This window comes from Leucobacter chromiiresistens, assembly GCF_001477055.1.
Taxonomy (GTDB): Bacteria; Actinomycetota; Actinomycetes; order Actinomycetales; family Microbacteriaceae; genus Leucobacter; species Leucobacter chromiiresistens_A.
This window is the reverse complement of sequence record NZ_LDRK01000022.1, coordinates 20,067-41,635: the sequence shown is the minus strand read 5'-3', so window position 1 is coordinate 41,635 and position 21,569 is coordinate 20,067. Positions and strand designations below refer to the sequence as shown.

Here is a 21,569-nt window from a genome sequence, read left to right as displayed (position 1 = left end):
ACTCACCCCTCCCGAAACGGCCGTCCCATGCTCGACTCCCTCTCCGACAATCGGCGGCTCACCGCCTCGATCCTCTGGATTCCCTTCAGCTGGCTGGTGCAGGCTCTGGGCCTCGCGCTCGTCGCCACGGCGATCACCGCGCTGCTCGGCTTCCGCGGCTCTGTCGAGCCCGGCACCGCACTGCTGATCGTCGGCGCACTCCCGATCGTCGGGATCGTCGTGGCAGCGCTCGCCGCACTCTTCGTCACGCGATCCTCCGACGGGAGCGGGAGCAGTCGGCTCGCGCGGGTCTCGCGAGCGTTCTTCCGCATCTTCAGTCTCCCGGCGCGCTGGTGGGTCTTCGGCTTCGGATGGGTGGTGAAGATGATGGTCGTGTACGCCGTGGCGGTCATCATCGGCTTCGTCGGCCTGCTGATCACCGGGTGGGCGGTCAGCATCTTGATCGATATGGGGGCTAACGGGCTGCTCGTGATCCTCGTCGGCGTCGCGCTCCCCTTCGTCACCATCGGAGGTGCCGCCTGGGGCAACCAGTACGGCAGCGGTACCACCGGGGGAATGCCGTCGGGCATCATCATCGCGATCGCCCTGGCGATCATCGGAGGGTTCTTCTGGTTCTGGCTGCTGATCCTCATGCTCGCACTGTTCGCGCTCCCTGCGTCGATCGTGCTCTTCGCCTTCAGCGGCGGTGATTTCTCGTCGCCGAGCTGGGAGCCGCACGAGTGGGCGATCGCCATCGGCGCGTTCCTCGCACTGACGGTGCCTCCGATCATCGTCGAGCGATCCGGCGAGCTCGGAGCGGCGTTCGGGGCGCTCGCCGACCGGGTTCCGTATTTCGGCCCCCGGCGGCGGGCTCGGCGGAACTTCGATGCCGCGGTGGCGGAGAGCCGGCGCCGCCAGGTCGAGGAGCAGACGGAGGCGCGGGCTCGCGCCGAGGTGGAGCAGCTCCGCCAATCCGTCTGGGCGCCGGCGAAGGCCCGAGCCTTCCCCGATTACGCCGATGCGGCATCGTTGCCGATTACGGAGTGGGGGCGCGCGCGGCTGGAACTGCAGCGCGTCGAGCTGCTCGAAGCCGAGGTGCGGAGGAGGTTTCCGCTCGGTCTCGACGGAGACGCGAAGCGGCAGCTGATGCAGCAGCACCCGTGGGCGAGCAGCATCATCGAGCAGTTGGCGTAGCGATCCCGCGCACCCGTCGCGCAGGGGCATACTGTTCGCATGCAGATTCGCTCCGTTCGACCCGCAGATACCGATGCCCTGGTGGCGCTCTGGGAGGCTGCCGACCTCACGCGCCCGTGGAACGACCCGCGGAAGGACATCGCGCGCAAGCGCGAGGTGCAGGCGGAGCTGTTCGTCGTCGCGGAGAGCGCAGACGGGCGCATTCTCGGGTCGGTCATGGCGGGGTACGACGGGCACCGGGGGTGGATGAACTACCTCGCCACGCACCCCGAGGCGCGCGGCACCGGGGTGGCCCGGGCGCTCGTGGAGCACGTCGAGCACGAACTGCTCAACCTCGGGTGCCCGAAGCTCAACCTGCAGGTGCGCGCCGACAACGCCGACGTCGTGGAGTTCTACCGGCACCTCGGGTACGGGATCGACGAGACCGTCTCTCTCGGCAAACGGCTCATCGCCGATTGACCGCGGCCCGGCGTCAGGGCTGGTCGGTGGTCCTGGCGGTTCGACTTCTGCGCCCACCGGGGCCGGTGGCCGATTCCGGCCCCTCGACCTCCATCACTTCGCGGATCGCTGCCTCCGGATCGCACAGCAGCTCGCGCCGATCCGGGTGACGCAGGTAGTACAGGATCAACTCTGCGACGTAGTAGGGATTCGACCCGACGTGGACGGGCATGACGGAATAGTCAGGGCCGGACTGGAACTCGAGCACCACCGTCAGATCCCGTTTCACGGGCCGGAGAGATACGCTCTCGAGCTGATGCCAGGGAATCGTGTGCTCGATGATCCCTTTTCGCACTCGAAGCGCATCCTCTCCGATCTTGATTCCTGTCGGCAGGAACGGTTTGATGGTCCCCGCGACGACGCAACCGGCCCCAGAGATCAGGAAGACGAGTGGTCCACCTCGTCGACCGCCGTTTCCGAAGACCGGCGGCACCCCGAAGCGCGCGCTCAACCAGGCATCGGCGAACACGACGCCGATGAGACAGAGCCCGGCGAGCACCGTCAGCGAGCCGCCGTACTTCCCGCCGATGAGATGCAGTGGTCCCTGCGACCGAATCCGAAATCCGTTCCATACGATCCGCAGGTTCGCTCGCACCGATACGAAGAGGAGCAAGTCCAAGGCGGCGACCATCAGCATCAGCGATGTAGCCATCGGGCGCCAGTCATCCTCACTGAACAGCACCCACGCAAGCGCGGCGAAGAACAGGACAGGCATCACCCAAAGTCGCCGCACCAGGAGCTTCCAGGTGACGCCTCCCAACCCCAGCGTCCTCGGATGAAGCAGGGGCTGGTCGCCCACTTGGGCGACCAGCACGACGCGATCCCCCCTGGCAGCACCCGATGGCAGAGAGCCCTTCGATCTCCTCTCAGGCAACCTCCATCACCTCGCGGATCGCAGCATTCGGATCGCGCAGCAGCTCGCGCCGACCCGGGTGACGCAGGTAGTAGAGGATCAGCTCCGCGACGTAGTAGGGGTTCGAACCGAAATACATAGGCCTGACCGAGTAGTCCGGACCTGATTCAAAACTGAGCTCGAGCGCTAGAGCTTTTCCGCGCATTTTCAGAGCAACGTCTTCGAGCTGATCCCAAGGCATTCGGTGCTCGATAATCCCTTTACGCACCCAGACCGCGTCCTCACAGATTCTGATCCCCGAAGGCAGGAACGGCTTGACTATTCCGAATGCAACGCAGCCGAGTCCGACGAGTACGAAGAAAAGTGGGCCTCCCCTACGCCCGCTGTACCCGGAGCTTGGTGGCATGCCCATACCTGCTCTCAACCACGACTCCGCAATCACCGAACCCACGAAACAGAATCCGACGAGCACTGTGAGTGGCCCCCCATACTCCCCTCCGACGAGATGCAACTCTCCCCTAGAACGCACTCGCAGCCCGGTCCAGGCGATCCTGCGGTAAACCAACACTGATACGAGCATGAGTGAACTCATCCCGGCAAATACGAGCGTCGTACTGACAGCCAGCGGACGCAGATCGTCCTCGCCGAGGATTGCCCCTGCAAGGGCAACGAGAGACAACAATGGAAGCAAGCAGAGCGGACCCTCGAGGCACTTCCACGACACCCCGGTGAGCTCGCAGGAATTCGGGTGAGAAAGCATCGGCCTGAGGACCCGCGTGATCTGCACTACGGACTTACGTGAATACATAGCCGAAGTCCCCTGAATCGATCGCTTCGCACGCGTCGTCACGGCGCATCAGGCCCTTCGATCTCCATCACCTCGCGGATCGCAGCATCCGGATCGCACAGCATCTCGCGCCGACCCGGGTGACGCAGGTAGAAGAGGATCAGCTCCGCGACGTAGTAGGGATTCGACTCGTAGTAGATGGCGGGAAGCGACAGGTGGTTTCCCTCCTCGCCGGCGATGTCGAGAAAGGCGTGTCTGCGCCGAATATGCAGGGTTACGCTCTCGAGTTCGCTCCAGCGAAAGCAACGTTCGCTGATCCCCTGGCGCACCCGCACTGCTTCCGCGTCCATCTTGATGCCGGACGGATAGAAGCGTTTGAGAACGACGACGCTCAGCGTGCCGAGCCCCATGAAGGTGAGCAGGAGCAGCCCCCCGGTGCGACCGACGGGACCGGTGATGGGGATCTCACCGGGGGTGACCCACGTCCATATGATGATGGCTGCCGCACTCGTGAAGCACAGCCCCGCGAGTGCGGGCGATACGCCGGAGAATCCAGTGCCGACGAAGTGCATCTCGGTGCCGGATCGGAGCCGAAAGCCGTCCCACACCACGCGCCTGAGCATGACGAGCTCCATGACGACGAGGAAAGTGACCCCCAGGAAGAGCAACGTCACCATCACCGCGAAGGGCCGGTCTTCTCGGTCGGCGAGTATGGCGAACGCCAGGCACCCCATACTGACAGCCGTGAAGAGCACGCTTCGCCATGCTGCTGGAACATGACTCGACCTCATCACTGCATCGAACGAGGCCGGCGCATCGACGAGTGGCCGCCGCACCCGGTCGACCCTCAGAACATGCTCACGTGAAGACATAACCGAAGTCCCCCGCGTCGATGGCCTCCCGAATGTCTAGGGGTACCTGTGACTCCCACACCTTCTCAGACACCCAGCCCACGCCAGCCGCGATCGCAGCAACAATGAGGGCTGCGACACCTGGAGAGAGGGCAGTAGCTGCAAGGATCGCTGCACCCGCTGAACCACCTGCAGCGCTACCGGCGAGCCCCACCCCCGCAGATGAGACCGATCCGCCATTCGCCACGTCCGCGCTCGCCGAGACGATGTCGATGACCAGCCCGGAGCCGGGGATGATGATCTTCGTGCCGACTGTGAGCTGCCCGACGCGGTCTGCGAGCACGTCGGCGACGGCGCGCACCTCCGCCTTCGACGTGCGCTGCAACGGCCCCGAGACCGACGGATCTCCCGAACGGAGTCGGTCGGCGAACTCGTCGGCGGACGCCTGGGCCGACTTCGCCTCGCTTTCGAGCGCCCTGAGCTGCTCCTCCCAGGCACCGGCGCTCAATGCGAGCGGAACGGACCGGGCGAACTCGGTCGCCGCCTGCAGCTCGTCCATGTAGTCGGTGAGCGGTGCGAAGTCCGTCGCGCGTGCCATGAGCGGAACGATCTGCTCGTTGATCCAGTTCTCGAGCTCGCCCCACCACGTGCCCACGCTCTCGCCGATCTCGTCGAACAGTCGGCACGCCGCCTCGTACTCCTCGCCGCTCATCGGGTCGAGGCACACCCCGCCCGGCCCGCGCTCGATGGGCGTCGCCTGCCCGGGCGCCGTGATGTAGGTCTTCGGCGGCATGGGAAGCGCGATCGTGTCGCCCGCGACGATCAGGGCCGAAGCGACGGCCTCGTCGCGGTACCCTGCGAATTCCTCCCGTCCGCGCTCGAGCCGTCGCGCGTAGGCGCGGAACACCGCTGCGGCCTCGCCCGCGAACTCGCCGATCGGCTTCACGCCTTCGGCGATCGTCTCGGCGTTCGCGCGAAACCGGTCTCCGGTGCGCCCCTGCCAGAACTCGTGCGAGTCGCCATCCGTTTTCTTCAGCGACGCCTCGATCTCCTCCGCCGAAGTGACGACGTTCGCGTCGAGCCAGTCGGCCAGGTCGTAGATGCCCGAGGGGTGGCCGGGAATCGTGAGGTCGATCGCGCCCATCAGCCGAAGTGCTCCGCGGTGATCGCCTGCAGGGATGCGAACACCTCTGCCTCGTCGCCCAGCTGCCCGGTAACGGCCGCCCGCGCGACCGTTGCGAGGCCGTTCGTGGCGTCTGCCGCGAGCTGCGCGGCCTCGATCGCCATGCGCACGATGAAGGCGATCTTGTCGCTCGCGATGCCCCCATCCGCAGTGATCGCGAACCCGCCGAGGGCCGCCGTTGCGTCGGAGGCGACGTTCTCGGTTCGACGCAGCAGCACCTCCATCTGGTCCGGTTCGACCGCGATCCGGCTCATCGCGCTCCTCCACCGCGCCGAGCGTGTCGATTCACGCGAGGATCGAACGCGACCACGTCGAACGGCTGCGCGTCGCGCACCTCGCCGAGCGATTCGACGGGCATCAGCACCCAGCTCTGCTCCTCGCCGAGTTCGGCCACGAGCCGGTCGAGCGCGGTGAATGCGAGGAGGGCATGCCGTCCGTCGCCGCGCATGCGAACCTCCGCCGCGGGCCGCCCCGCTTCGTCCACGCGCACCGGAAGATACAGCACCGGCGGAATGATCACCCCGTCGCGCTGCGACAGCGGAGCAGGCCGATCGACCTTCGACATCACCTGCTCATAGGCCAGATCCTCGTCGAAATCGAGGTCGTCGTCGACGAACGGCTGACGGCTGCGGGACGCGGTGTGGTCTCGCGCGGGCGACCAGTGGTGCATTCGGGGCTCCTGTTTCGGCGTGGCCCCCCAGCGCACCATCAATCTACAAGGCCGCCGCCACCGAGTGCCCACGCTTCCCGTTCAGTGGGAGCGGGGCCCGCAGCGCTCAGACGCTGAGGCGCCCCGCGAGCACGCCGACGCCGTCGCCCGAGAGCTGCGGCAGAAACGCGCGCCGCCCCGCCATCACCATGACGAGCGCGAGGATCGGCCCCCGCACCGCCGGGCCCGCGCCGTTCGCGAAATCAGCGTCGCTCGCCTCGAGCGAGACTCCGCGCACCATCTTCTTGCTGTTCACCGCGAAGTCGCGCGTCGAGAAGAACCGCGCGATCTCGAGCACGCTCTGCGGGTCGGGATCGAGCGGGATGCCGAGCGGCTGCGCGATGTCCTGCCCGTGCACTACGACCTCGCCGAGAAACGCCGCGTAGTCGCGCGTCGGGGTGATCCGGCTCGGCACCGCATCGCGAAAGCGGGCGAGCGTGCCGGTCGCATCAGCCCCGCGGTAGCGCTCGATCATGCGATCGTTGTGCTTCGCGGCGTCGAACCCGGAGCGCACGATGCTGAGCAGCCACGCGGCGGTGCCGGTGCGCGCCGCCGCCGTGAGGTGCGCGACGACCTCCTCCACCGTCCAGCCGTCGCAGAGCGACGTCGCCTGCCACTGCTCCTCGGTCAGCTCGCAGAGGCGGCGCTCCAGACCGGCGCGCTCGGCGCGGACGAGGGTCTCATACGCGTCGCGTTGCATGTGCGCCTTTCGGTGAGGTGCCGCTGCCCCCGAGGCGAGCGTCTCTGAGTACTGAGTAGTCTCGCACGGCCGAGCGGCACGCGCGCACGCTCACGCGCTCGGGTACCGCAGCACGAAGCGCTCGCAGATCACCGGCATGTCGGGAGCGAAGCCGCGCTCGTTCTCCGAGTAGCGACGCCAGTAGCGCTCGTGCGTCTCGCGCCAGTCCTCGAGGGTGCGATCCCCCTCTCCCTCGGAGTGCGCGTGCTCGGCGGTGACGTCGCGGAACGGGACGATGTCGATCCGCGTCGTCTCGAGCACGGCCCGCGGGGCGCCCGATCCGTCGATGATGACGCTCAGGTCGCCGACGGCGGGCACCGGATCGCCGCTCGCCTCGTAGTCCCAGAGCGATGAGGCGGTGCCCGTCTTGATGCCCGCCAGCACGAGGTCGAGCAGCGCGTCGGCGTGCGCCGGGGTCGCCCCGAACGCCCACACCTCGGGAAGCGCCTCCGGCAGCGCGGGGTCCGCACGGCGTCGTTCGTTCCAGAAGCTCTCGACAGCCGGGTCCGCACTCATACCGAGTAATCTACCGCCCGCGCGCGGTCACATCGCCAGATACGCCTCGCGCAGGGCCGGGTAGTACTGATCGAAGCCGGGGCGCTCGGTGCCCTCGGTCGCCGCGACGAGCAGGTCGAGGTAGTACTCCCAGCCGGGCCCGATCTCCCCCACGGCGTCGTCGGGGGCGAGGTGATGCACGAAGGTGAGCAACGAGTCCTCCCCGTCGGGCTCGAGGTGCAGTTCGAGTCGCCACGATCCGACCTCCTCGTCCGACAGCAGCGCGAGCGCGCGCGGCGGCTCGCACGCCAGAATCTTCATCGTGACCGCGGGCTCGTGCTCCTCGAAGCGCATGCGCACGCGCACTGCGCCGCCCACCCGGTGATCGCCCTCCCACGGGCCGAACCACTGCTCGGTGAGCTCCGATTCGGTGAGGTACGCCCACGCCTCCGCATCGCTGAGCGCCAGAGAGCGCACCAGCACCAGGTCCCGCCCGCGCTCCGTCGCGACGACGCGCCCGCTCGCCTCGGTCATGTCGGCCTCCACCCTGCTCCACGCTGCTCGATGCCGGATCGCCCGGCCCCCACCAGCCTAGAGCCCGCAGGAGCGCCCGCGCAGAGTTCGCCGCGCCGAACTCGCGACACACCCCGTTTCGAGGTCTGATCCGGGCTTCTCACGATCACGCGAACGTTGCTACGGTTGCTGCTCGTGCGCCGCCGCGCACCGCACGACTGGAGCACACATGAGCGAGTACAACATCGCGAAGCCGCACGACTACGACCACCGTCACGCCGACGTCAGCGCCGGCTGGCTGCGCGCCAGCGTCTTCGGCGCGATGGACGGCCTCGTCTCGAACCTCGGCCTCATCGCGGGCATCGCCGCAGCGGGCGCGGCGCCCGGCATCGTCGCTATCACCGGCATCTCGGGACTCATCGCCGGCGCCATCTCGATGGCCCTCGGCGAGTACACCTCGGTGCGCACGGCCAACGAGCAGCTCGACGCCGAGGTGCGCATCGAGCGCGAGGCGCACCTGCGCAACCCCGAGGGCGAGATGGCGGAGCTCACCGCCCTCCTCGAGAATCTGGGCGTCGAGCCGCGCATCGCCGAGACCGCCGCCGAGCAGGTGCACGCGAACGCCGATCAGGCCGTGCGGGTGCACCTGCTCTCCGAGCTCGGCGTCAGCCCCGAGGAGCGGCCGTCTCCATGGGTCGCCGCGTTCTCATCGCTCGCAGCCTTCGGCATCGGCGCGCTGATCCCGATCCTCCCGTTCATCTTCGGCTTCGGCACCCTCGGCTTCGGGCTCGCGTTCGGCGCCGCCGGGCTGCTGATCGCGGGCGGTCTCGCTGCGCGGTTCACGAAGCGCAACTGGCTGATGGGCGCCGCCCGGCAGCTGCTGTTCGGCGGCATCGCCGTCGCGGCGACGTACACGATCGGGTCGCTGCTCGGGGTCTCGGTGGCGTAGTCGGCGGCGGCGCGTGGCTCCGGCCGGACGACGCGGTGGCATCGCGCCCGAGCGCGTAGGCTGATCACATGCCCAGCGCCGAATTCGTCGAAGCGGTGCTCGACGTCGTCGTGCGCATTCCGCCGGGGCGCGTCATGACCTACGGCGACGTCGGGATCGCGATCGGCTCGTCCGCTCCGCGCGCCGTCGGCCGCGTACTCGCACTCTACGGGCACGCGTCGCCGTGGTGGCGGGTCGTGCCCGCCAGCGGCAAGCCCCCGCAGGGCCACGCCGCGCTCGCGCTGCCGCACTACCTCGACGAGGGCACGCCGATCCGCGCGACGGGCTCCGCCTTAGCGGGCACTGCGGCGGCGGCGAGCGCGAGCGCCCCGCGTCGCGCCGCCCTCTCGGGCGATTACCGCATCGCGCTGTCGGCGGCCCGGCTCCCCTACACCCATGACATCTACGGAGAGGTGGCGCTGTGAGCGACACGACGACCGCACCCGACCCCGGCGCGCCGAACGATGCGGGATCGGCCCCCGCTCCGATCCGTCTCGGGTTCGCCCGCGGCATCGCCCCGAGCAAGTGGGCCCGCCGCTGGAAGGCCGCGACCCCCGGCCGCAAGCTCGAACTCGTGCCGCTGGAGGTCGCCTTCGGCACGGCGCTCGACGCGCGGAATCGGGAGACGGCTGCCGCGGCCGCCGGCTGCGACGTGCTCATCGAGCGCACCGCTCCCAGTGCCCGCCCCAGCGGCTCCGACGGCCCGGAGAGCACCCGCCGGGCGATCCGGCTGTACGCCGAATCGATGGCGCTCGTCGTGCCCGCCGACCACGAGCTCGCGCAGCAGGAGTCCGTGAGCCTGGCCGAGATCGCCTTCGTCGAGCTGCTCGACCACCCCGATCACGACGCGGGCTGGCCCGAGGCGCGCCCGTGGGACGACCCGGAGTGGATGCCGAAGGGGCCGCGGGCCGCGCTCGCGCTCGTCGCGACGGGCGCCGGGGCCGTACTCCTGCCGGTGCCGCTCGCGCGGCACCTCATCGACAAGCGCGAGCACACGGTGCTGCCCATCCGCCCGGAGGCGGGCGAGCAGCCTCTCGACGGCCCCGTCGTCTGGGCGGTCTGGAACGCTGAGCGCGACGACGCGACGGTGCAGCACCTCGCCGGCATCCTGCGCGGGCGCACTGCCAACAGCTCCCGCGAATCCGCGCAGGAGGAGACGAAGCGCACCACCCGAGCACCTCGGGTGCAGGCGCAGCCGAAGAAGCAGGCCCCCAAGCTGAAGCCGAACTCGCGCGGCGCGCAACTCCAGGCGGCCAAGGAGAAGGCGGAGCGCAAGAAGGCGGAGGCCCGGCAGGCGAAGCGGCGCAAGCGCCGGTGATTCGCGTCGCCTACAGGTCCGCGGCGCTCACGTCGAACGTGCCGCAGGCCGTGGGCCCCTCCTCGTAGCCCGTCATGAACCACCGCTGCCGCTGCTCCGAGCTGCCGTGCGTGAACCGCTCGGGGTTCACGTCGACGCCCGCCGACTCCATGATGTGATCGTCGCCGACCGCAGCGGCTGCGCTCATCGCATCGTCGATCTGCTGCTGCGTGACCGGCTTCAAGAACGTCACGCCCTGGTCGTCGGTGGTCGTGGACGCGGCCTGCACCCACGCGCCCGCGAAGCAGTCCGCCTGCAGTTCGAGGCGCACGGAGCCCGACGCGGGGCCCGTCTCGCGACCCGTGCTCTGCAACGAGCCGATCAGGTTCGAGATGTGATGGCCCCACTCGTGCGCCAGCACGTACATCTGCGCGAGCGAGCCGTCTGACGCGCCGTACTCTCCCGAGAGGGTGTCGAAGAACGCGACGTCGATGTAGATGGTCTCGTCGGCCGGGCAGTAGAACGGGCCGGTCGCGGCCGACGCCGCACCGCAGCCCGACTGCGTCTGCCCGTCGAACAGGATCACGGGGCCGGGCGAGCGGTAGTTGCCGACCTCGCCCGCCCAGAAGCGATCGAGCGAATCGGCGGTCGCGTTCATGCGGCACTCGTCGTCGGTGTTCGCATCAGCCCCGCTCTTGCACGCGTCGAGCACCACCTCCGACTGCTCCGACGTCGTGCCGCCGCCCACCGCCTGCTGCACCGCGGGGGCGAACGGGGTCAGGTCGAAGCCGAGCAGCTGCGAGCCGAGCGCGAGCAGCAGGGCGATGCCGATGCCGCCTCCGGCGACCATCCCGCCGGTTCGTGCGCCCCGGCGCTTGCGCACCTTGCTGTTGTCGATGCGCACGTTGTCGTTGAACGTCATGGCTCCCCCACCGTCACTCGCGGACCGTGCCCGTGTCGGCCCGCCCGAGATGCTTCAGAGTGTACTGCGCCGGCGCGGGCGCCTTCGCGAGCGGGGTCACTTCGGGAGGGTGTTGCGGGCCCGCACACGCGCAACACGCTCCCGAAGCGACCCCGCTCGCACGACCCCGCTCGCACAACCCCGCTCGCACCGCCCACCGCCGCTCGCTCAACCGACCGCCGTTCGCACGACCGCCGAGCGCATTACCGTCGCGCCGCCGCCCCGCCTCCGAGCGGCGGCCTAAAAGATCGACCAACCGGTGCGCGACGTGAGCTCGTCGAGCGCCGCCATGCCGATCAGCGAGTTGCCCGAGGAGTCGAGCCCCGGGCCCCACACGCAGATCGAACACACGTCGGGCACGACCGCGAGAATGCCGCCCCCCACGCCCGATTTACCGGGCAGGCCGACGCGGTACGCGAACTCGCCCGCCGCGTCGTAGAAGCCCGAGGTGAGCATGACGGCGTTCATCCGCTTCGTCTGGTTGCCGCTGAGCAGCAGCCTGCCGTCCGCGCTCTCGCCGCGCCGAGCGAGAAAGGCGCCCGCCGCCGCGAGGTCGGCGCAGCTCATCGCGATGGAGCACTGGCGCACGTACCGGTCGAGCACCGCGTCCACGTCGTTGATGAGGTTGCCGAAGCTCCGCAGCAGGTGCGCGATCGACGAGTTGCGGTCGGCGTGCGCGAGCTCCGATGCCGCGGTGAGCGCGTCGATCGAGATGTCGGGGTTGCCCGACTCGGTGCGCACGAAGTCGAGCACCGGGTCGTCGGCGTCGGGCGTGAGCGACAGCAGGTGGTCGGCGACGACGAGCGCGCCGGCGTTCATGAACGGGTTGCGGGGAATGCCGCGCTTGTACTCGAGCTGCGCCAGCGAGTTGAACGCCGCTCCCGAGGGCTCGCGATCCACACGCTGCCAGATCTCATCGCCGTCGCCGGCGATCACGAGCGCCAGCGAGAAGACCTTCGAGATGCTCTGGATCGAGAATTCGACATCGGCATCGCCCGAGGAGCACTGGGTGCCGTCGGTCATCATGACGGAGATGCCGAAGTGATCGGGGTTCACCGCCGCGAGGCGCGGGATGTAGTCGGCGACGCTGCCCGAGCCGATGAGCGGGCGCACGGCCTCGTGCACGTCGTCGAGGATCTCCTGGAGGTCGACGGGCATCTGAGCGCTCACGCCGCGAAGCGATCGGTGGCGCGCACGAGCGCGTCGACGATGCCGGGCTCGCTCGCCGCATGCCCCGCATCGGGAATCATCTCGAAGTGCGCTTCGGGCCAGGCCCGGTGCAGGTCCCACGCCGTCTCGGGCGGCGTGCACGCGTCGTAGCGCCCCTGCACGATGACGCCCGGGATGCCGGCGAGCTTCGCGGCAGCATCGCGGATCAGCTGCCCCTCCTCGAGCCACCCCGCGTTCGAGAAGTAGTGGTTCTCGATCCGCGCGAACGCGACGGCGCTCGCCTCGTCCGCCCGCGCCTCCGCGATGCCCTCGAGGTCGGGGAAGAGCCTGATCGTCGAGTTCTCCCAGACGGTCCACGCGACCCCGGCGGGCACGTGCACCGACGGATCCGCATCGAAGAGGCGGCGGTGATAGGCGGCGACGAGGTCGTCGCGCTCCGCCTCGGGAATGACCGCGAGGTACTCCTCCCACATGTCGGGGAAGAGGTGCGACGCCCCCTCCTGGTAGAACCAGCGGATCTCACTGGCGCGCAGCGTGAAGATGCCGCGCAGCACGAGCTCCGTCACCCGCTGCGGGTGGGTCTGGGCGTACGCGAGCGCGAGGGTCGAGCCCCAGGATCCGCCGAAGACCTGCCAGCGTTCGATGCCGAGCGACTCGCGCAGCCGCTCGATGTCGGCGACGAGATGCCAGGTGGTGTTCGTCGAGAGGTCGGCGTCGGGCGCGCTCGCGTGCGGCACGCTGCGCCCGCAGCCGCGCTGGTCGAACAGCACGATGCGGTAGCGCTCGGGATCGAAGAAGCGTCGATGGTCGGGCGCGCAGCCGCCGCCCGGGCCGCCGTGGAGGAACACGACCGGCTTCCCGTCGGGATTGCCGCACGCCTCCCAGTAGATGGAGTGGCCGTCGCCGACGTCGAGCATGCCCTCCGCGTAGGGCTCGATGGCGGGGTACAGGTCTCGCAGCGCTTCGCTCATGCCTCCACCCTAACGAGCGGCGGGCGGCCCGGGCTCAGCTCGCCTGCGCCTGATCGGCGGACCGGAGCTCGGCCTCCTGCTGCCGCCGGCGCAGTTCCTTCTCGTGCACGGGCCAGGTGCCGGCGGCGCGCTGCGCCTCGACGTAGTCGTGCGCTTCCTGCTGCCGCTCCGCCTCGATGCCGGTCGCGATCTCGGCGCGCAGCAGTTCGGGGGTGAGCCCGAACGGCTCGATCAGGTCGAGCGCGTGCGGGCGCAGCCGCGAGATGAGGCGGTCGACGTACGCCGTCACCGATTCGGCGCGGTGCGGGGAGATGCGCCCGGCGGTGAGGTACCAGGCGGCGTTGCGCTCGATGATGCCGAGGCCGAAGAGGTCTCGCAGCCAGGTCAGCACCTGGCGCGAGCCGGCGTCGGTGATCTTCTCGATCGCGTCGGTGAACGCCTCCCACTGCAACAGCTCCCCGTGCGCGCGAGCCGCCTCGATGAGCTTGTGCTGCTGCGCGTTGAACGCGTTCTCATTGGCGATCGCGCGGGCGCGTCGATCGTCCTTCGCAATGCCCTTCGTGGCGTCGCGCAGCGCGAGTGCGATCTCGCCGATCATGGTCTGCACGCGATCCGCGAGCAGTTGCCGCTGCGCCTGCGGCGAGCGCATGCTCTCGATCGAGCGGGCGACCTGCCCGAAGTCGGCGATGCTCTGCCCGACGACGCGGAGGCCGAAGCGGCTGACGCGGTTGCCGATCTGGCTGGCGGCGGCGCGCGCGAGCGTTGCACGGTCGGCGTTCTTGAACTGCGCGGCGTAGTCGCTGAGGAGGCGCTTGCCGACGAGTTGCAGCAGCACGTTGTTGTCGCCCTCGAAGGTCACGTAGATGTCGAGGTCGGCGCGCAGGCCGACGATGCGGTTCTTCGCGATGAACCCGGCGCCGCCGCAGGCCTCACGGGCCTCCTGCAGGGTGTCGAGCGCGGCCCAGGTCGACAGCGGCTTGAACGCCGCCGCGAGCGTTTCGAGGTCCTCGCGGTTCTCGTCGGTGTCCTTCGCCCCCGAGAACACCTCGTCGAAGACGGTCAGCAGGCGCTCGTCGGCGAACTGCATGGCGTACGTCTGCGCGAGGCGCGGGATGAGGCGTCGCTGGTGCAGGCCGTAGTCGAGCAGCACGGTCTCGCGCCCGGATGCTCCGGGGAACTGGCGGCGCTCGCTGCCGTACCGGATCGCGATGCCGAGGGCGGCCTGCATGGCGCGCACCGCCGATCCGTCGAGCGAGACGCGGCCCTGCACGAGCGTGCCGATCATCGTGAAGAAGCGACGGCCGGGGCTGTCGATCTCGGAGGAGTAGGTGCCGTCGGCCGCGACGTCGCCGTACCGGTTGAGCAGGTTCTCGCGCGGCACGCGCACGCGCGTGAAGTGCAGGCGCCCGTTGTCGATCCCGTTGAGGCCGCCCTTGACGCCGTCGTCCTCGCTGCCGACGCCGGGCAGCATCTCCCCCTCGGGCGTGCGGATCGGCACGTAAAAGGCGTGCACGCCGTGATTCACTCCGCGGGTGATGAGCTGCGCGAACACCACGGCGGCGCGGCCGTGCAGGGCGGCATTGCCGAGGTAGTCCTTCCACGCGCCGGCGAACGGCGTGTGGATCTCGAACTCCTCGGTCTCCGGATCGTACGTGGCCGTGGTGCCGATCGATGCGACGTCGGAGCCGTGCCCGATCTCGGTCATCGCGAATGCGCCCGGCGTCTGCAGGCTGATGACGTCGGGCAGCCACCGCTCGTGGTGCTTCGCGGTGCCGAGGTGCAGGATCGCGGCGCCGAACAGGCCCCACTGCACACCGCTCTTGATCTGCAGCGAGGGATCGGCGAGCACCAGTTCCTGGAATGCCGCGATGTTGCCGCCGTGGTTGTCGCTCCCGCCGACCGCTGCGGGGAAGGCGCGCTGGATCGCGCCCGCTTCGACGAGGATGCTCAGCTGTTCGAGCACCCGCTCCCGGTGGTCGCTCATGGACTGCCCGGGGATGGTGTGCAGCCGCGGGTCGGCCGCCAGCTTCCGCGACTCGAGCCGCTCGGTCTTCCACTTGCCGAGGAGCGCGTCGCTCACGACGGCGGGATCGATTCGGGGGTGGGACGATGCGCTGAGGTCGGCCATCGGAACTCCTTCGAAGATGACGAGCGGGGCGGCCCGGGCCTACCGGGCCCCGAATTGCTGTCAGCCTAGAGTCGCGCGACGGCACTGCCAAGCGATGGGCGGTGCCCCCACAAACCGGCGCACCGAGGTCACGGGAATCTATTGTGCCCTTCCTCTAAAACGAGCCCCTTAGCACTGGCGGGTTCGTCAACCGCGCGTCGTCGCCCCGGTGGAGCCCGGTGCGGCCTCGCCGAAGAAGGACGGGCTGATCCCCGCCTCATCGAGCATCTCGCGTGTGCGCGCCTCGCGCGACGGCGGGATCACGAGCACCGCGCTGCCCGCCGTGCCCGCGCGGCCCGTACGGCCGGTGCGGTGGAGGTACCCCTTGGCGTCCTCCGGCGCATCGGCCTGCACCACGAGATCGACGGCGTCGATGTGGAGGCCGCGCGCCGCGACGTCGGTGGCGACGAGCACGCGCGCCCGGCCCGAGGCGAACTTCGCGAGGTTGAGCTCGCGCCGGGCCTGGCTGAGGTTGCCGTGAAGCGCGGTGACCGTGATGCCGGCGGCGCCGAGCATCTCGGCCGTCTGCTCGGCGGAGGTGCGGGTGCGGCAGAACACGATCGTTCGCCCCCCGCCAGCGGCGAGTTCGACGAGCACCTCGTCCTTCTGCGCGCGCTGCACGACGAGCACGCGGTGATCCACCGGCATCGCCGCGGCCTCCTCGGCCTCGTGCACCGCCGGGTCGGAGAGGAACTCCCCGATGAGCGCCGACACAGATGTGTCGAGGGTCGCGGAGAACAGCAGGCGCTGGCCGCCGCGCACGGTGTGCCGCAGCACGCGCTGCACGGGTTCGAGGAACCCGAGGTCACACATGTGATCGGCCTCGTCGATGACGGAGACGAGCACCTCGCGCAGGTCGAGGCGTCGTCGGGCGACGAGATCCTCGACCCGCCCCGGGGTGCCGATGATGATGTCGGCGCCGCGTTCGAGCGCGTGGATCTGGGGGTCGACGGGCATCCCGCCGACGAGCTGCGCCGTGTAGAAGCCCACCGATCGGGCGAGGGGCTGCACCGTGCGGTCGATCTGCAGCGCCAGCTCGCGGGTCGGGGCGAGGATCAGCGCCTTCGGCTTCCGCGTCGCGCCCCGGGCCTCGCGCACGCCCCGCTGCTTCCGCGCCTGCGCGGGCTTCGGGTCCGATGCGAACGCGCCCTGCCCCTTCAGGCGCAGCAGGCGCTCGACGAGCGCCGCCCCGAAGGCGATCGTCTTGCCGGAACCGGTGCGCGCGCGCCCGAGCACGTCGCGGCCCGCGACGGCGTCGGGGATCGTCGCCGCCTGGATCGGGAACGGCCTCTCGGCCCCGAGCTCCCCGAGCACCCGGATGAGGTTGCCTCCGAGCCCGAGGTCGGCGAACGCCAGCCCGGCCGCATCCGCAGCGGTCGTGCGCCGGGCCTCGAGCCGCTGCGGCAGCGCTGCCGGGCGGCGGGTGTCCCGCCGGTTCTCGGCGGATCGCGATGCCGTCGTGTCCGCTTTCGCTGCGCGCCCCGCTGACCGGGCGGGCTGCCGCCGCGGGGCGGCGGATTGCGACCGCTCGGCGCGGTCCTCCGCGGGCGCCGTCGGCCGTCCGCGGCGCGGTTCGGCGCTCCCCGCGCTTCCGGCGCGCTTCGGCTTGCGGTGGGGATCATAATCGGCGGGAGGCTTGAACCCGCCGCCTCGCTTCCGCGCCACGATCAGCGCGCGTTCCCGGGAGGGGTTCCCGGCGTCTCATCCGGGGCGTCGCCCGAGCCCGGGTCGGTCTTCGGGCTCGCGGAGCGCTCCGCCTCGTCGACCTCCTGGGTGGCCTGCCACAAGAGCTGCTCCCAGTCGAGCTCCCCCGTGATCGGAGGTGCCGGTTCGGCCCGCGCCGATTCGGCCTCGGGGTCGCTCGCCGCATCGGGCGTCGGCGCGTGAGCCGGTGCCGATGCCGGGCCGGGTTGCGGCTCGGCATCCGGTTCGGAGTCGGCCGCGGACTCCGGCGCCGGTTCGGGCTCCGGCGCTGCCGACGCGGTCGGCGCGGATACCGAGACCGGTGCGGGGAGCGGCTCGGTCTCTCCGGGCGCGGCCGACTCCGGCCCGGGCGCGTCGTGCCCGGTCGAGGCAGGGTCGACCGAGGCGGGGTCGTTCGAGGCGTCGCCTGCGGCGACCGGCCCGTCGGTGAAGAGCGGGCTCACCGCGTGATCGGCGCCGCGGCGCTCCTGCGACGCGGGCTCGGTGCTCGGTCCGTGCGCCGGTGCCGCGTGATCCGCTGGCTCGTCGAATCCGAGATCGGCGAGCGGATTGTCGTCACCGGTGAAGCCCAGCTCGTCGAGAGCGAGCGACATCTGCTCGGTGGCCGGCCCCATGGGCTCGTTCACCGCGGCGGGCTCGATGGTGACCGGGGCCTCCGGCGCCGCCGGATCGGTCTTCTTCGGCTCGGATGCGGAAGGTGCGTCGCCCGGTGACTCCGCATCCCATTCCGCCGCCGCAGATCGGCCAGCCCGCGGCCGCTCGGCCTGCTCGGGGATGCCGTGGGCGGGGGTCGACTCTCGCAGCATCGGCGCCTCGGTGCTCTCGGGCGCCTCGGTCGTCACTGCCGCCTCTGCCGCCTCGGTCGTCTCCGCCGCCTCCGCCGCCTCGGTGATCCCGCGCGGGGCGTGGGGCTCCGAGTGTGCGATCGGGTCCTCCTGCGACGGGAGCGCCACGGCGCTCACGGGCACCGCCGGCTCACCTGACGCCGGCACCGCGGGAACAGGTGCAGCGGGCGTCGGGGGCACTGCGGGGTCGGCGGCATGGGTGGCATGCGCGCCGCTTCCCGAGACCGCCGCCGCACTCTCCGCGCGAGCTCGGGAGTCGCCGCCCGATGCGGCACCGCGCCTGCGGCGCACTCCGAGCACGGAGCCGGAACCGGCGCCGACGCCCGATGCGACGGCCGCCGCAGCGCCCGCACCTGCACCCGCACCTGCGACAGCACCGGCACCGGCACCGGCGAGCGCGGGGCCCGCGTCGGGAGCCGGGCTGCGCCGGCGGCGCACCGGGCCTCCGCGCTTCGGCCCGCCCTCGCGGCGACGCTCCACCAGGTAGTACAGGGTGGGGAGCACGACGAGGGTCAGCACCGTCGACGACAGCAGTCCGCCGATCACGACGACGGCGAGCGGCTGCGAGATGAAGCCGCCCTTGCCGGTGATGCCGAGCGCCATCGGGGTGAGCGCCAGGATGGTGGCGAGCGCCGTCATCACGATCGGCCGGAGACGCTGCAGGGAGCCGTGCAGCACGGCGTCGCGCAGCGCATCCCCGCGCATCCGGTACTGATTCACGAGGTCGATGAGCACGATGGCGTTCGTCACGACGATGCCGATGAGCATCAGCACGCCGATGAGCGAGGCGACGCCGAGCGGGATCCCGGTGACGATGAGCAGCAGGATCGCCCCGGTGGCGGCGAACGGCACCGAGATGAGCAGCAGCAGCGGCTGCAGCAGGCTGCGGAAGGTCGCGACCATCACCACGTAGACGATCAGAATCGCGGCGAGCAGTGCGATGCCGAGCTGCTGGAAGGCGTCGGCCTGCTGCGACAGCACCCCTCCGACGCTCGCGCTCGCCCCGTCGGGCAGCTCGAGCGATTCGAGGGCGGCCGTCACCTCGGTGCTCGCGGTGCCCAGATCGTCGCCCTTCGGCAGCGCCGAGACGGTCACGGATCGCACGCCGTCGGCCGTGCGCACGGTCACCGGCCCGTCGGCGACCTCGACCGTGGCGAGACTGCTCAGCGGCTGGGAGCCGGTAGCGGTCTGGATCGGCAGCGCCGCGACGCCCGCCTGATCGGTCGGGGCGGCCGCGTTCGCGAGGTACACGGAGACGGTCGTGGCGTCCATCGAGATCTGCCCGATCTGCGCGGGCTGCATCTGCTGGGTGACCTGCCCCGCGACGCCGGCCTCGCTGAGGCCGAGTTCGGCGGCGCGCGCACGGTCGACGGCGATGCGCAGGAACGCGCGCGACTGCCCGAGATCGCTCTCGACCTGCTGCAGACTCGGCTCGTCCCGCAGCGCGGCGACGACGGCGTCGCTCGCCTGGGCGAGCGTCTCCTGATCGGGAGCCGTGACGTCGACCTCGATCGCGCTCGACGAGGTCACCCCGCCGCCGGACTGCCCGAGGGAGAACTCCCCGGCACCCTCCAGCTGATCGACCGCGGCGCGGATGTCGTCCTGCGCCTGCGCCTGATCGGCGTCGGGGTCGGTGGTGATCGAGTAGTTCACCGTGCCGTCGCCGCCGCCCCCGAAGAGCGCGGCCGCGCCGCCGGCGCTGCCGATCGTCACCTGCACGCTCTCGATCGCCGTCACGTCGTTCAGCGCCTGCTCGACGCTCTCCGCCTGCGTGAGCTGCGCATCGAGGCTGGTGCCGGGGGCGAGGGTCTGCACCAGTCCGACCGAGTTCTGCTCGTCGGATCCGAGGAAGCTCGTCTTCATGAGCGGGCTCGCCGCGACGGTGCCGCCGAACACGACCACGGCGATGAGCAGCGTGATCGCGGGCCGGCGCAGCGTCCACTCGATGATGGGCCGGTAGCCGCGCTGAAGTGCCGTGGGGTGCTCGTCGATCTCCTCGGCCGAGCTGCGCGCCGAGGCCTCCGCGGCGTCGCTCTCCGTTCCGCTGCCGGCCGTGACGAAGCCTTGGCGACGGCGCGACGGGCCGGTGCGCAGGAACCAGTAGGCGAGCACGGGCACGATGGTGAGCGAGACGAGCAGCGAGGCGACGAGCGCGATCGTCACGGTGAAGGCGAAGGGGCGGAACAGCTCCCCGACCATGCCTGCGACGAATGCCATCGGCAGGAACACGGCGACGGTGGTGACCGTCGAGGCGGTGATCGCGCCGGCGACCTCGCGCACCGCTCGGATGATCACGGCGGAGCGATCGCCGCCGTCCGCGAGGTGGCGCTTGATGTTCTCGATGACGACGATCGAGTCGTCGACCACTCGGCCGATCGAGATCGTGAGCGCGCCGAGCGTCAGCAGGTTGAGCGTGTAGTCCGCGAAGTTCAGCCCGACGAAGGTGAGCAGCACCGAGGTGGGGATCGAGATGGCGGTCACGAGCGTGGCCCGGATCGACATGAGGAAGACGAGGATCACGAGCACCGCGAAGACGAGGCCGAGCAGCCCCTCCGTCGTGAGCGTCTCGATCGACTGCTCCACGTACGGCGCCTGATCGAAGATCACGGTCAGCTGCGCGCCGCCGAGCTGATCCTGCAGCTCGTCGAGCTGCTCCTGCACCGCGTGCGACACGTCCACGGTGTTCGCCGCGGAGGTCTTCGTGACGCCGATGGTGAGCGCGGGCGCTCCGTCGACGCGCGAGATGCTCTGCTCGGGGCCGGGCTCGAGGCGCACCTCGGCGACCTCCCCGATGGTCGCGGGGGCGGCGGGCTCCGGCGGCTCGATCTCGAACTGGCCCGGGATCTCGGGCTGCTCCTGCGGGGGCGCGAGCTGCTCGGCGCTCAACGCGATCGGCAGAGCCGCGATCTCCTCCGCCGACTGCAGCTCCGTTCCCGCCTGCACGGCGAGCGTACGATCCCCCTCGGTGATCGAGCCCGCGGCGATCAGCACCCCGCTCTGCTGCAGCGTGTCGGTGATGGTCTGCGGGCTGAGTCCGCGCTCGGCGAGCGCGTCGAGGTTCGGCTGGATGGTGATGCGCTCCGGCCGCGCTCCGCTCAGCTGGGCGTCGCGCACGCCGTCGATGTCGGTGAGCTCGGGCACGGCGACGCGCTCCACGAGGTCGGCCGTCGACTGCAGGTCCTCGCCCTCCGCGGGCGTCACCGCGATCTGGATCACCGGGAAGTCGTCGATCGTTCCCGAGAGCACCTGGGTGTCCGCCGATTCGGGCAGGGTCTGCGAGATGCGGCTGATCGCCCGCTCGACCTTCTGCTCCGTCGCGGCGAGGTCGACGCCGTACGTGAACTCGGCGAGCACCGTCGAGGTTCCGGTGCTCGAGGTCGCCGACGACGATTCGAGCTGCGGCACTCCGCGCAGGGCGGTCTCGATCGGCGTCGAGACGTCGTTGTTGACGACCTCGGGCGAGGCACCGGGGTAGCTCGTCACGACCGCGATCGTGGGGAACTGCACCGACGGCATGAGTTCCTGTTTCAGCGAGCCCGCGCCGATCACCCCGAACACTGCCGCGACGATCGTGACGAGCGCGATCAGCGCGCGGTTCTTGAGGCTCAGCGCCGTGAGGAGGTGCATGGGCTCGATTATCCCATGCGGCCGCTTCGGCGATGCAG

At 70.3% G+C, this 21,569-nt stretch carries 20 protein-coding genes; 5 read left to right on the top strand and 15 right to left on the bottom strand.

Annotated features, from left to right (window positions below):
- Both NS354_RS13535 and NS354_RS04985 read left to right on the top strand, forming a co-directional pair.
- Window positions 1-1,173: WVD2 family protein (locus NS354_RS13535; RefSeq protein ID WP_193750704.1), on the top strand; the 1,173-nt coding region annotated here is incomplete at its 5' end.
- A 39-nt stretch (window positions 1,174-1,212) separates the two neighbouring features.
- Window positions 1,213-1,632 carry a GNAT family acetyltransferase gene (locus tag NS354_RS04985; protein WP_058593487.1) on the top strand — a complete coding sequence of 140 codons (420 nt, stop codon included), beginning with the start codon at window positions 1,213-1,215 and terminating at the stop codon, window positions 1,630-1,632.
- 13 nt (window positions 1,633-1,645) lie between these two features.
- Here NS354_RS04985 and NS354_RS04980 read toward each other — a convergent pair whose 3' ends face one another.
- The 9 genes from NS354_RS04980 to NS354_RS04945 all read right to left on the bottom strand — a co-directional run bounded on the left by NS354_RS04980 (window position 1,646) and on the right by NS354_RS04945 (window position 7,822).
- The gene (locus tag NS354_RS04980; RefSeq protein WP_058593486.1) at window positions 1,646-2,485 is read right to left on the bottom strand and encodes a hypothetical protein; all 840 of its coding nucleotides are present in this window, start codon (window positions 2,483-2,485) and stop codon (window positions 1,646-1,648) included.
- A 52-nt stretch (window positions 2,486-2,537) separates the two neighbouring features.
- A complete protein-coding gene (locus tag NS354_RS13310) occupies window positions 2,538-2,765 on the bottom strand; it encodes a hypothetical protein (protein WP_153002112.1) in 228 nt (75 codons plus the stop codon).
- 605 nt (window positions 2,766-3,370) lie between these two features.
- Window positions 3,371-4,066: a PH domain-containing protein gene (locus NS354_RS04975; RefSeq protein ID WP_058593485.1), complete on the bottom strand. Its 696-nt coding sequence runs from the start codon at window positions 4,064-4,066 to the stop codon at window positions 3,371-3,373.
- A 103-nt stretch (window positions 4,067-4,169) separates the two neighbouring features.
- On the bottom strand, window positions 4,170-5,306 hold the full coding sequence (locus tag NS354_RS04970; RefSeq protein ID WP_058593484.1) for a hypothetical protein: 1,137 nt from the start codon (window positions 5,304-5,306) through the stop codon (window positions 4,170-4,172).
- Window positions 5,306-5,599, bottom strand: a complete 294-nt coding sequence (locus NS354_RS04965; protein ID WP_058593483.1) for a hypothetical protein — start codon at window positions 5,597-5,599, stop codon at window positions 5,306-5,308. Before NS354_RS04965 ends, NS354_RS04970 begins: the two co-directional genes overlap by 1 nt.
- Window positions 5,596-6,015 (bottom strand): SseB family protein, encoded by a 420-nt coding sequence (locus NS354_RS04960; RefSeq protein ID WP_241490341.1) that lies wholly within the window; start codon window positions 6,013-6,015, stop codon window positions 5,596-5,598. Before NS354_RS04960 ends, NS354_RS04965 begins: the two co-directional genes overlap by 4 nt.
- A gap of 106 nt (window positions 6,016-6,121) precedes the next feature.
- Window positions 6,122-6,754: a maleylpyruvate isomerase family mycothiol-dependent enzyme gene (locus NS354_RS04955; RefSeq protein ID WP_058593482.1), complete on the bottom strand. Its 633-nt coding sequence runs from the start codon at window positions 6,752-6,754 to the stop codon at window positions 6,122-6,124.
- 90 nt (window positions 6,755-6,844) lie between these two features.
- Window positions 6,845-7,309 carry an ASCH domain-containing protein gene (locus tag NS354_RS04950; RefSeq protein WP_058593481.1) on the bottom strand — a complete coding sequence of 155 codons (465 nt, stop codon included), beginning with the start codon at window positions 7,307-7,309 and terminating at the stop codon, window positions 6,845-6,847.
- Window positions 7,310-7,336: 27 nt separating this feature from the next.
- Window positions 7,337-7,822 (bottom strand): SRPBCC family protein, encoded by a 486-nt coding sequence (locus tag NS354_RS04945; RefSeq protein ID WP_058593494.1) that lies wholly within the window; start codon window positions 7,820-7,822, stop codon window positions 7,337-7,339.
- Window positions 7,823-8,030: 208 nt separating this feature from the next.
- On the opposite strand from NS354_RS04945, the gene NS354_RS04940 reads away from it, so the two are divergent.
- From NS354_RS04940 to NS354_RS04930, 3 genes are all read left to right on the top strand, one after another.
- Window positions 8,031-8,750: a VIT1/CCC1 transporter family protein gene (locus NS354_RS04940; protein WP_058593480.1), complete on the top strand. Its 720-nt coding sequence runs from the start codon at window positions 8,031-8,033 to the stop codon at window positions 8,748-8,750.
- A 68-nt stretch (window positions 8,751-8,818) separates the two neighbouring features.
- Window positions 8,819-9,214 (top strand): MGMT family protein, encoded by a 396-nt coding sequence (locus NS354_RS04935; RefSeq protein ID WP_058593479.1) that lies wholly within the window; start codon window positions 8,819-8,821, stop codon window positions 9,212-9,214.
- Entirely contained in the window at window positions 9,211-10,107 is an 897-nt protein-coding gene (locus NS354_RS04930) for a LysR substrate-binding domain-containing protein (protein ID WP_058593478.1), read from the top strand. Before NS354_RS04935 ends, NS354_RS04930 begins: the two co-directional genes overlap by 4 nt.
- Before the next feature lie 10 nt (window positions 10,108-10,117).
- Here the strand turns inward: NS354_RS04930 and ypfJ are convergent, their stop codons facing one another.
- The 6 genes from ypfJ to NS354_RS04900 form a co-directional block, all read right to left on the bottom strand.
- The gene (gene ypfJ / locus NS354_RS04925; protein ID WP_010156294.1) at window positions 10,118-11,008 is read right to left on the bottom strand and encodes a KPN_02809 family neutral zinc metallopeptidase; all 891 of its coding nucleotides are present in this window, start codon (window positions 11,006-11,008) and stop codon (window positions 10,118-10,120) included.
- 279 nt (window positions 11,009-11,287) lie between these two features.
- Window positions 11,288-12,205, bottom strand: a complete 918-nt coding sequence (locus tag NS354_RS04920; protein WP_058593493.1) for a glutaminase — start codon at window positions 12,203-12,205, stop codon at window positions 11,288-11,290.
- A gap of 8 nt (window positions 12,206-12,213) precedes the next feature.
- On the bottom strand, window positions 12,214-13,188 hold the full coding sequence (gene pip / locus NS354_RS04915) for a prolyl aminopeptidase (protein WP_206542593.1): 975 nt from the start codon (window positions 13,186-13,188) through the stop codon (window positions 12,214-12,216).
- Window positions 13,189-13,222: 34 nt separating this feature from the next.
- The gene (locus NS354_RS04910) at window positions 13,223-15,316 is read right to left on the bottom strand and encodes an acyl-CoA dehydrogenase (RefSeq protein ID WP_058593477.1); all 2,094 of its coding nucleotides are present in this window, start codon (window positions 15,314-15,316) and stop codon (window positions 13,223-13,225) included.
- Window positions 15,317-15,502: 186 nt separating this feature from the next.
- A complete protein-coding gene (locus tag NS354_RS04905) occupies window positions 15,503-17,020 on the bottom strand; it encodes a DEAD/DEAH box helicase (RefSeq protein WP_058593476.1) in 1,518 nt (505 codons plus the stop codon).
- A gap of 2 nt (window positions 17,021-17,022) precedes the next feature.
- Window positions 17,023-21,531 carry an efflux RND transporter permease subunit gene (locus tag NS354_RS04900; RefSeq protein ID WP_082677902.1) on the bottom strand — a complete coding sequence of 1,503 codons (4,509 nt, stop codon included), beginning with the start codon at window positions 21,529-21,531 and terminating at the stop codon, window positions 17,023-17,025.
- Window positions 21,532-21,569 lie beyond the last annotated feature (38 nt).

What these genes read in the sequence shown, in the direction of transcription:
- NS354_RS04985 (WP_058593487.1), top strand. Translation starts at nt 1,213, where the DNA reads ATGCAGATTCGCTCCGTTCGACCCGCAGATACCGATGCCCTGGTGGCG.
- NS354_RS13310 (WP_153002112.1), bottom strand. Translation starts at nt 2,765, where the DNA reads ATGCCTTGGGATCAGCTCGAAGACGTTGCTCTGAAAATGCGCGGAAAA.
- NS354_RS04970 (WP_058593484.1), bottom strand. Translation starts at nt 5,306, where the DNA reads ATGGGCGCGATCGACCTCACGATTCCCGGCCACCCCTCGGGCATCTAC.
- NS354_RS04965 (WP_058593483.1), bottom strand. Translation starts at nt 5,599, where the DNA reads ATGAGCCGGATCGCGGTCGAACCGGACCAGATGGAGGTGCTGCTGCGT.
- NS354_RS04960 (WP_241490341.1), bottom strand. Translation starts at nt 6,015, where the DNA reads ATGCACCACTGGTCGCCCGCGCGAGACCACACCGCGTCCCGCAGCCGT.
- NS354_RS04955 (WP_058593482.1), bottom strand. Translation starts at nt 6,754, where the DNA reads ATGCAACGCGACGCGTATGAGACCCTCGTCCGCGCCGAGCGCGCCGGT.
- NS354_RS04950 (WP_058593481.1), bottom strand. Translation starts at nt 7,309, where the DNA reads ATGAGTGCGGACCCGGCTGTCGAGAGCTTCTGGAACGAACGACGCCGT.
- NS354_RS04945 (WP_058593494.1), bottom strand. Translation starts at nt 7,822, where the DNA reads ATGACCGAGGCGAGCGGGCGCGTCGTCGCGACGGAGCGCGGGCGGGAC.
- NS354_RS04940 (WP_058593480.1), top strand. Translation starts at nt 8,031, where the DNA reads ATGAGCGAGTACAACATCGCGAAGCCGCACGACTACGACCACCGTCAC.
- NS354_RS04935 (WP_058593479.1), top strand. Translation starts at nt 8,819, where the DNA reads ATGCCCAGCGCCGAATTCGTCGAAGCGGTGCTCGACGTCGTCGTGCGC.
- ypfJ (WP_010156294.1), bottom strand. Translation starts at nt 11,008, where the DNA reads ATGACGTTCAACGACAACGTGCGCATCGACAACAGCAAGGTGCGCAAG.
- NS354_RS04920 (WP_058593493.1), bottom strand. Translation starts at nt 12,205, where the DNA reads ATGCCCGTCGACCTCCAGGAGATCCTCGACGACGTGCACGAGGCCGTG.
- pip (WP_206542593.1), bottom strand. Translation starts at nt 13,188, where the DNA reads ATGAGCGAAGCGCTGCGAGACCTGTACCCCGCCATCGAGCCCTACGCG.
- NS354_RS04910 (WP_058593477.1), bottom strand. Translation starts at nt 15,316, where the DNA reads ATGGCCGACCTCAGCGCATCGTCCCACCCCCGAATCGATCCCGCCGTC.
- NS354_RS04900 (WP_082677902.1), bottom strand. Translation starts at nt 21,531, where the DNA reads ATGCACCTCCTCACGGCGCTGAGCCTCAAGAACCGCGCGCTGATCGCG.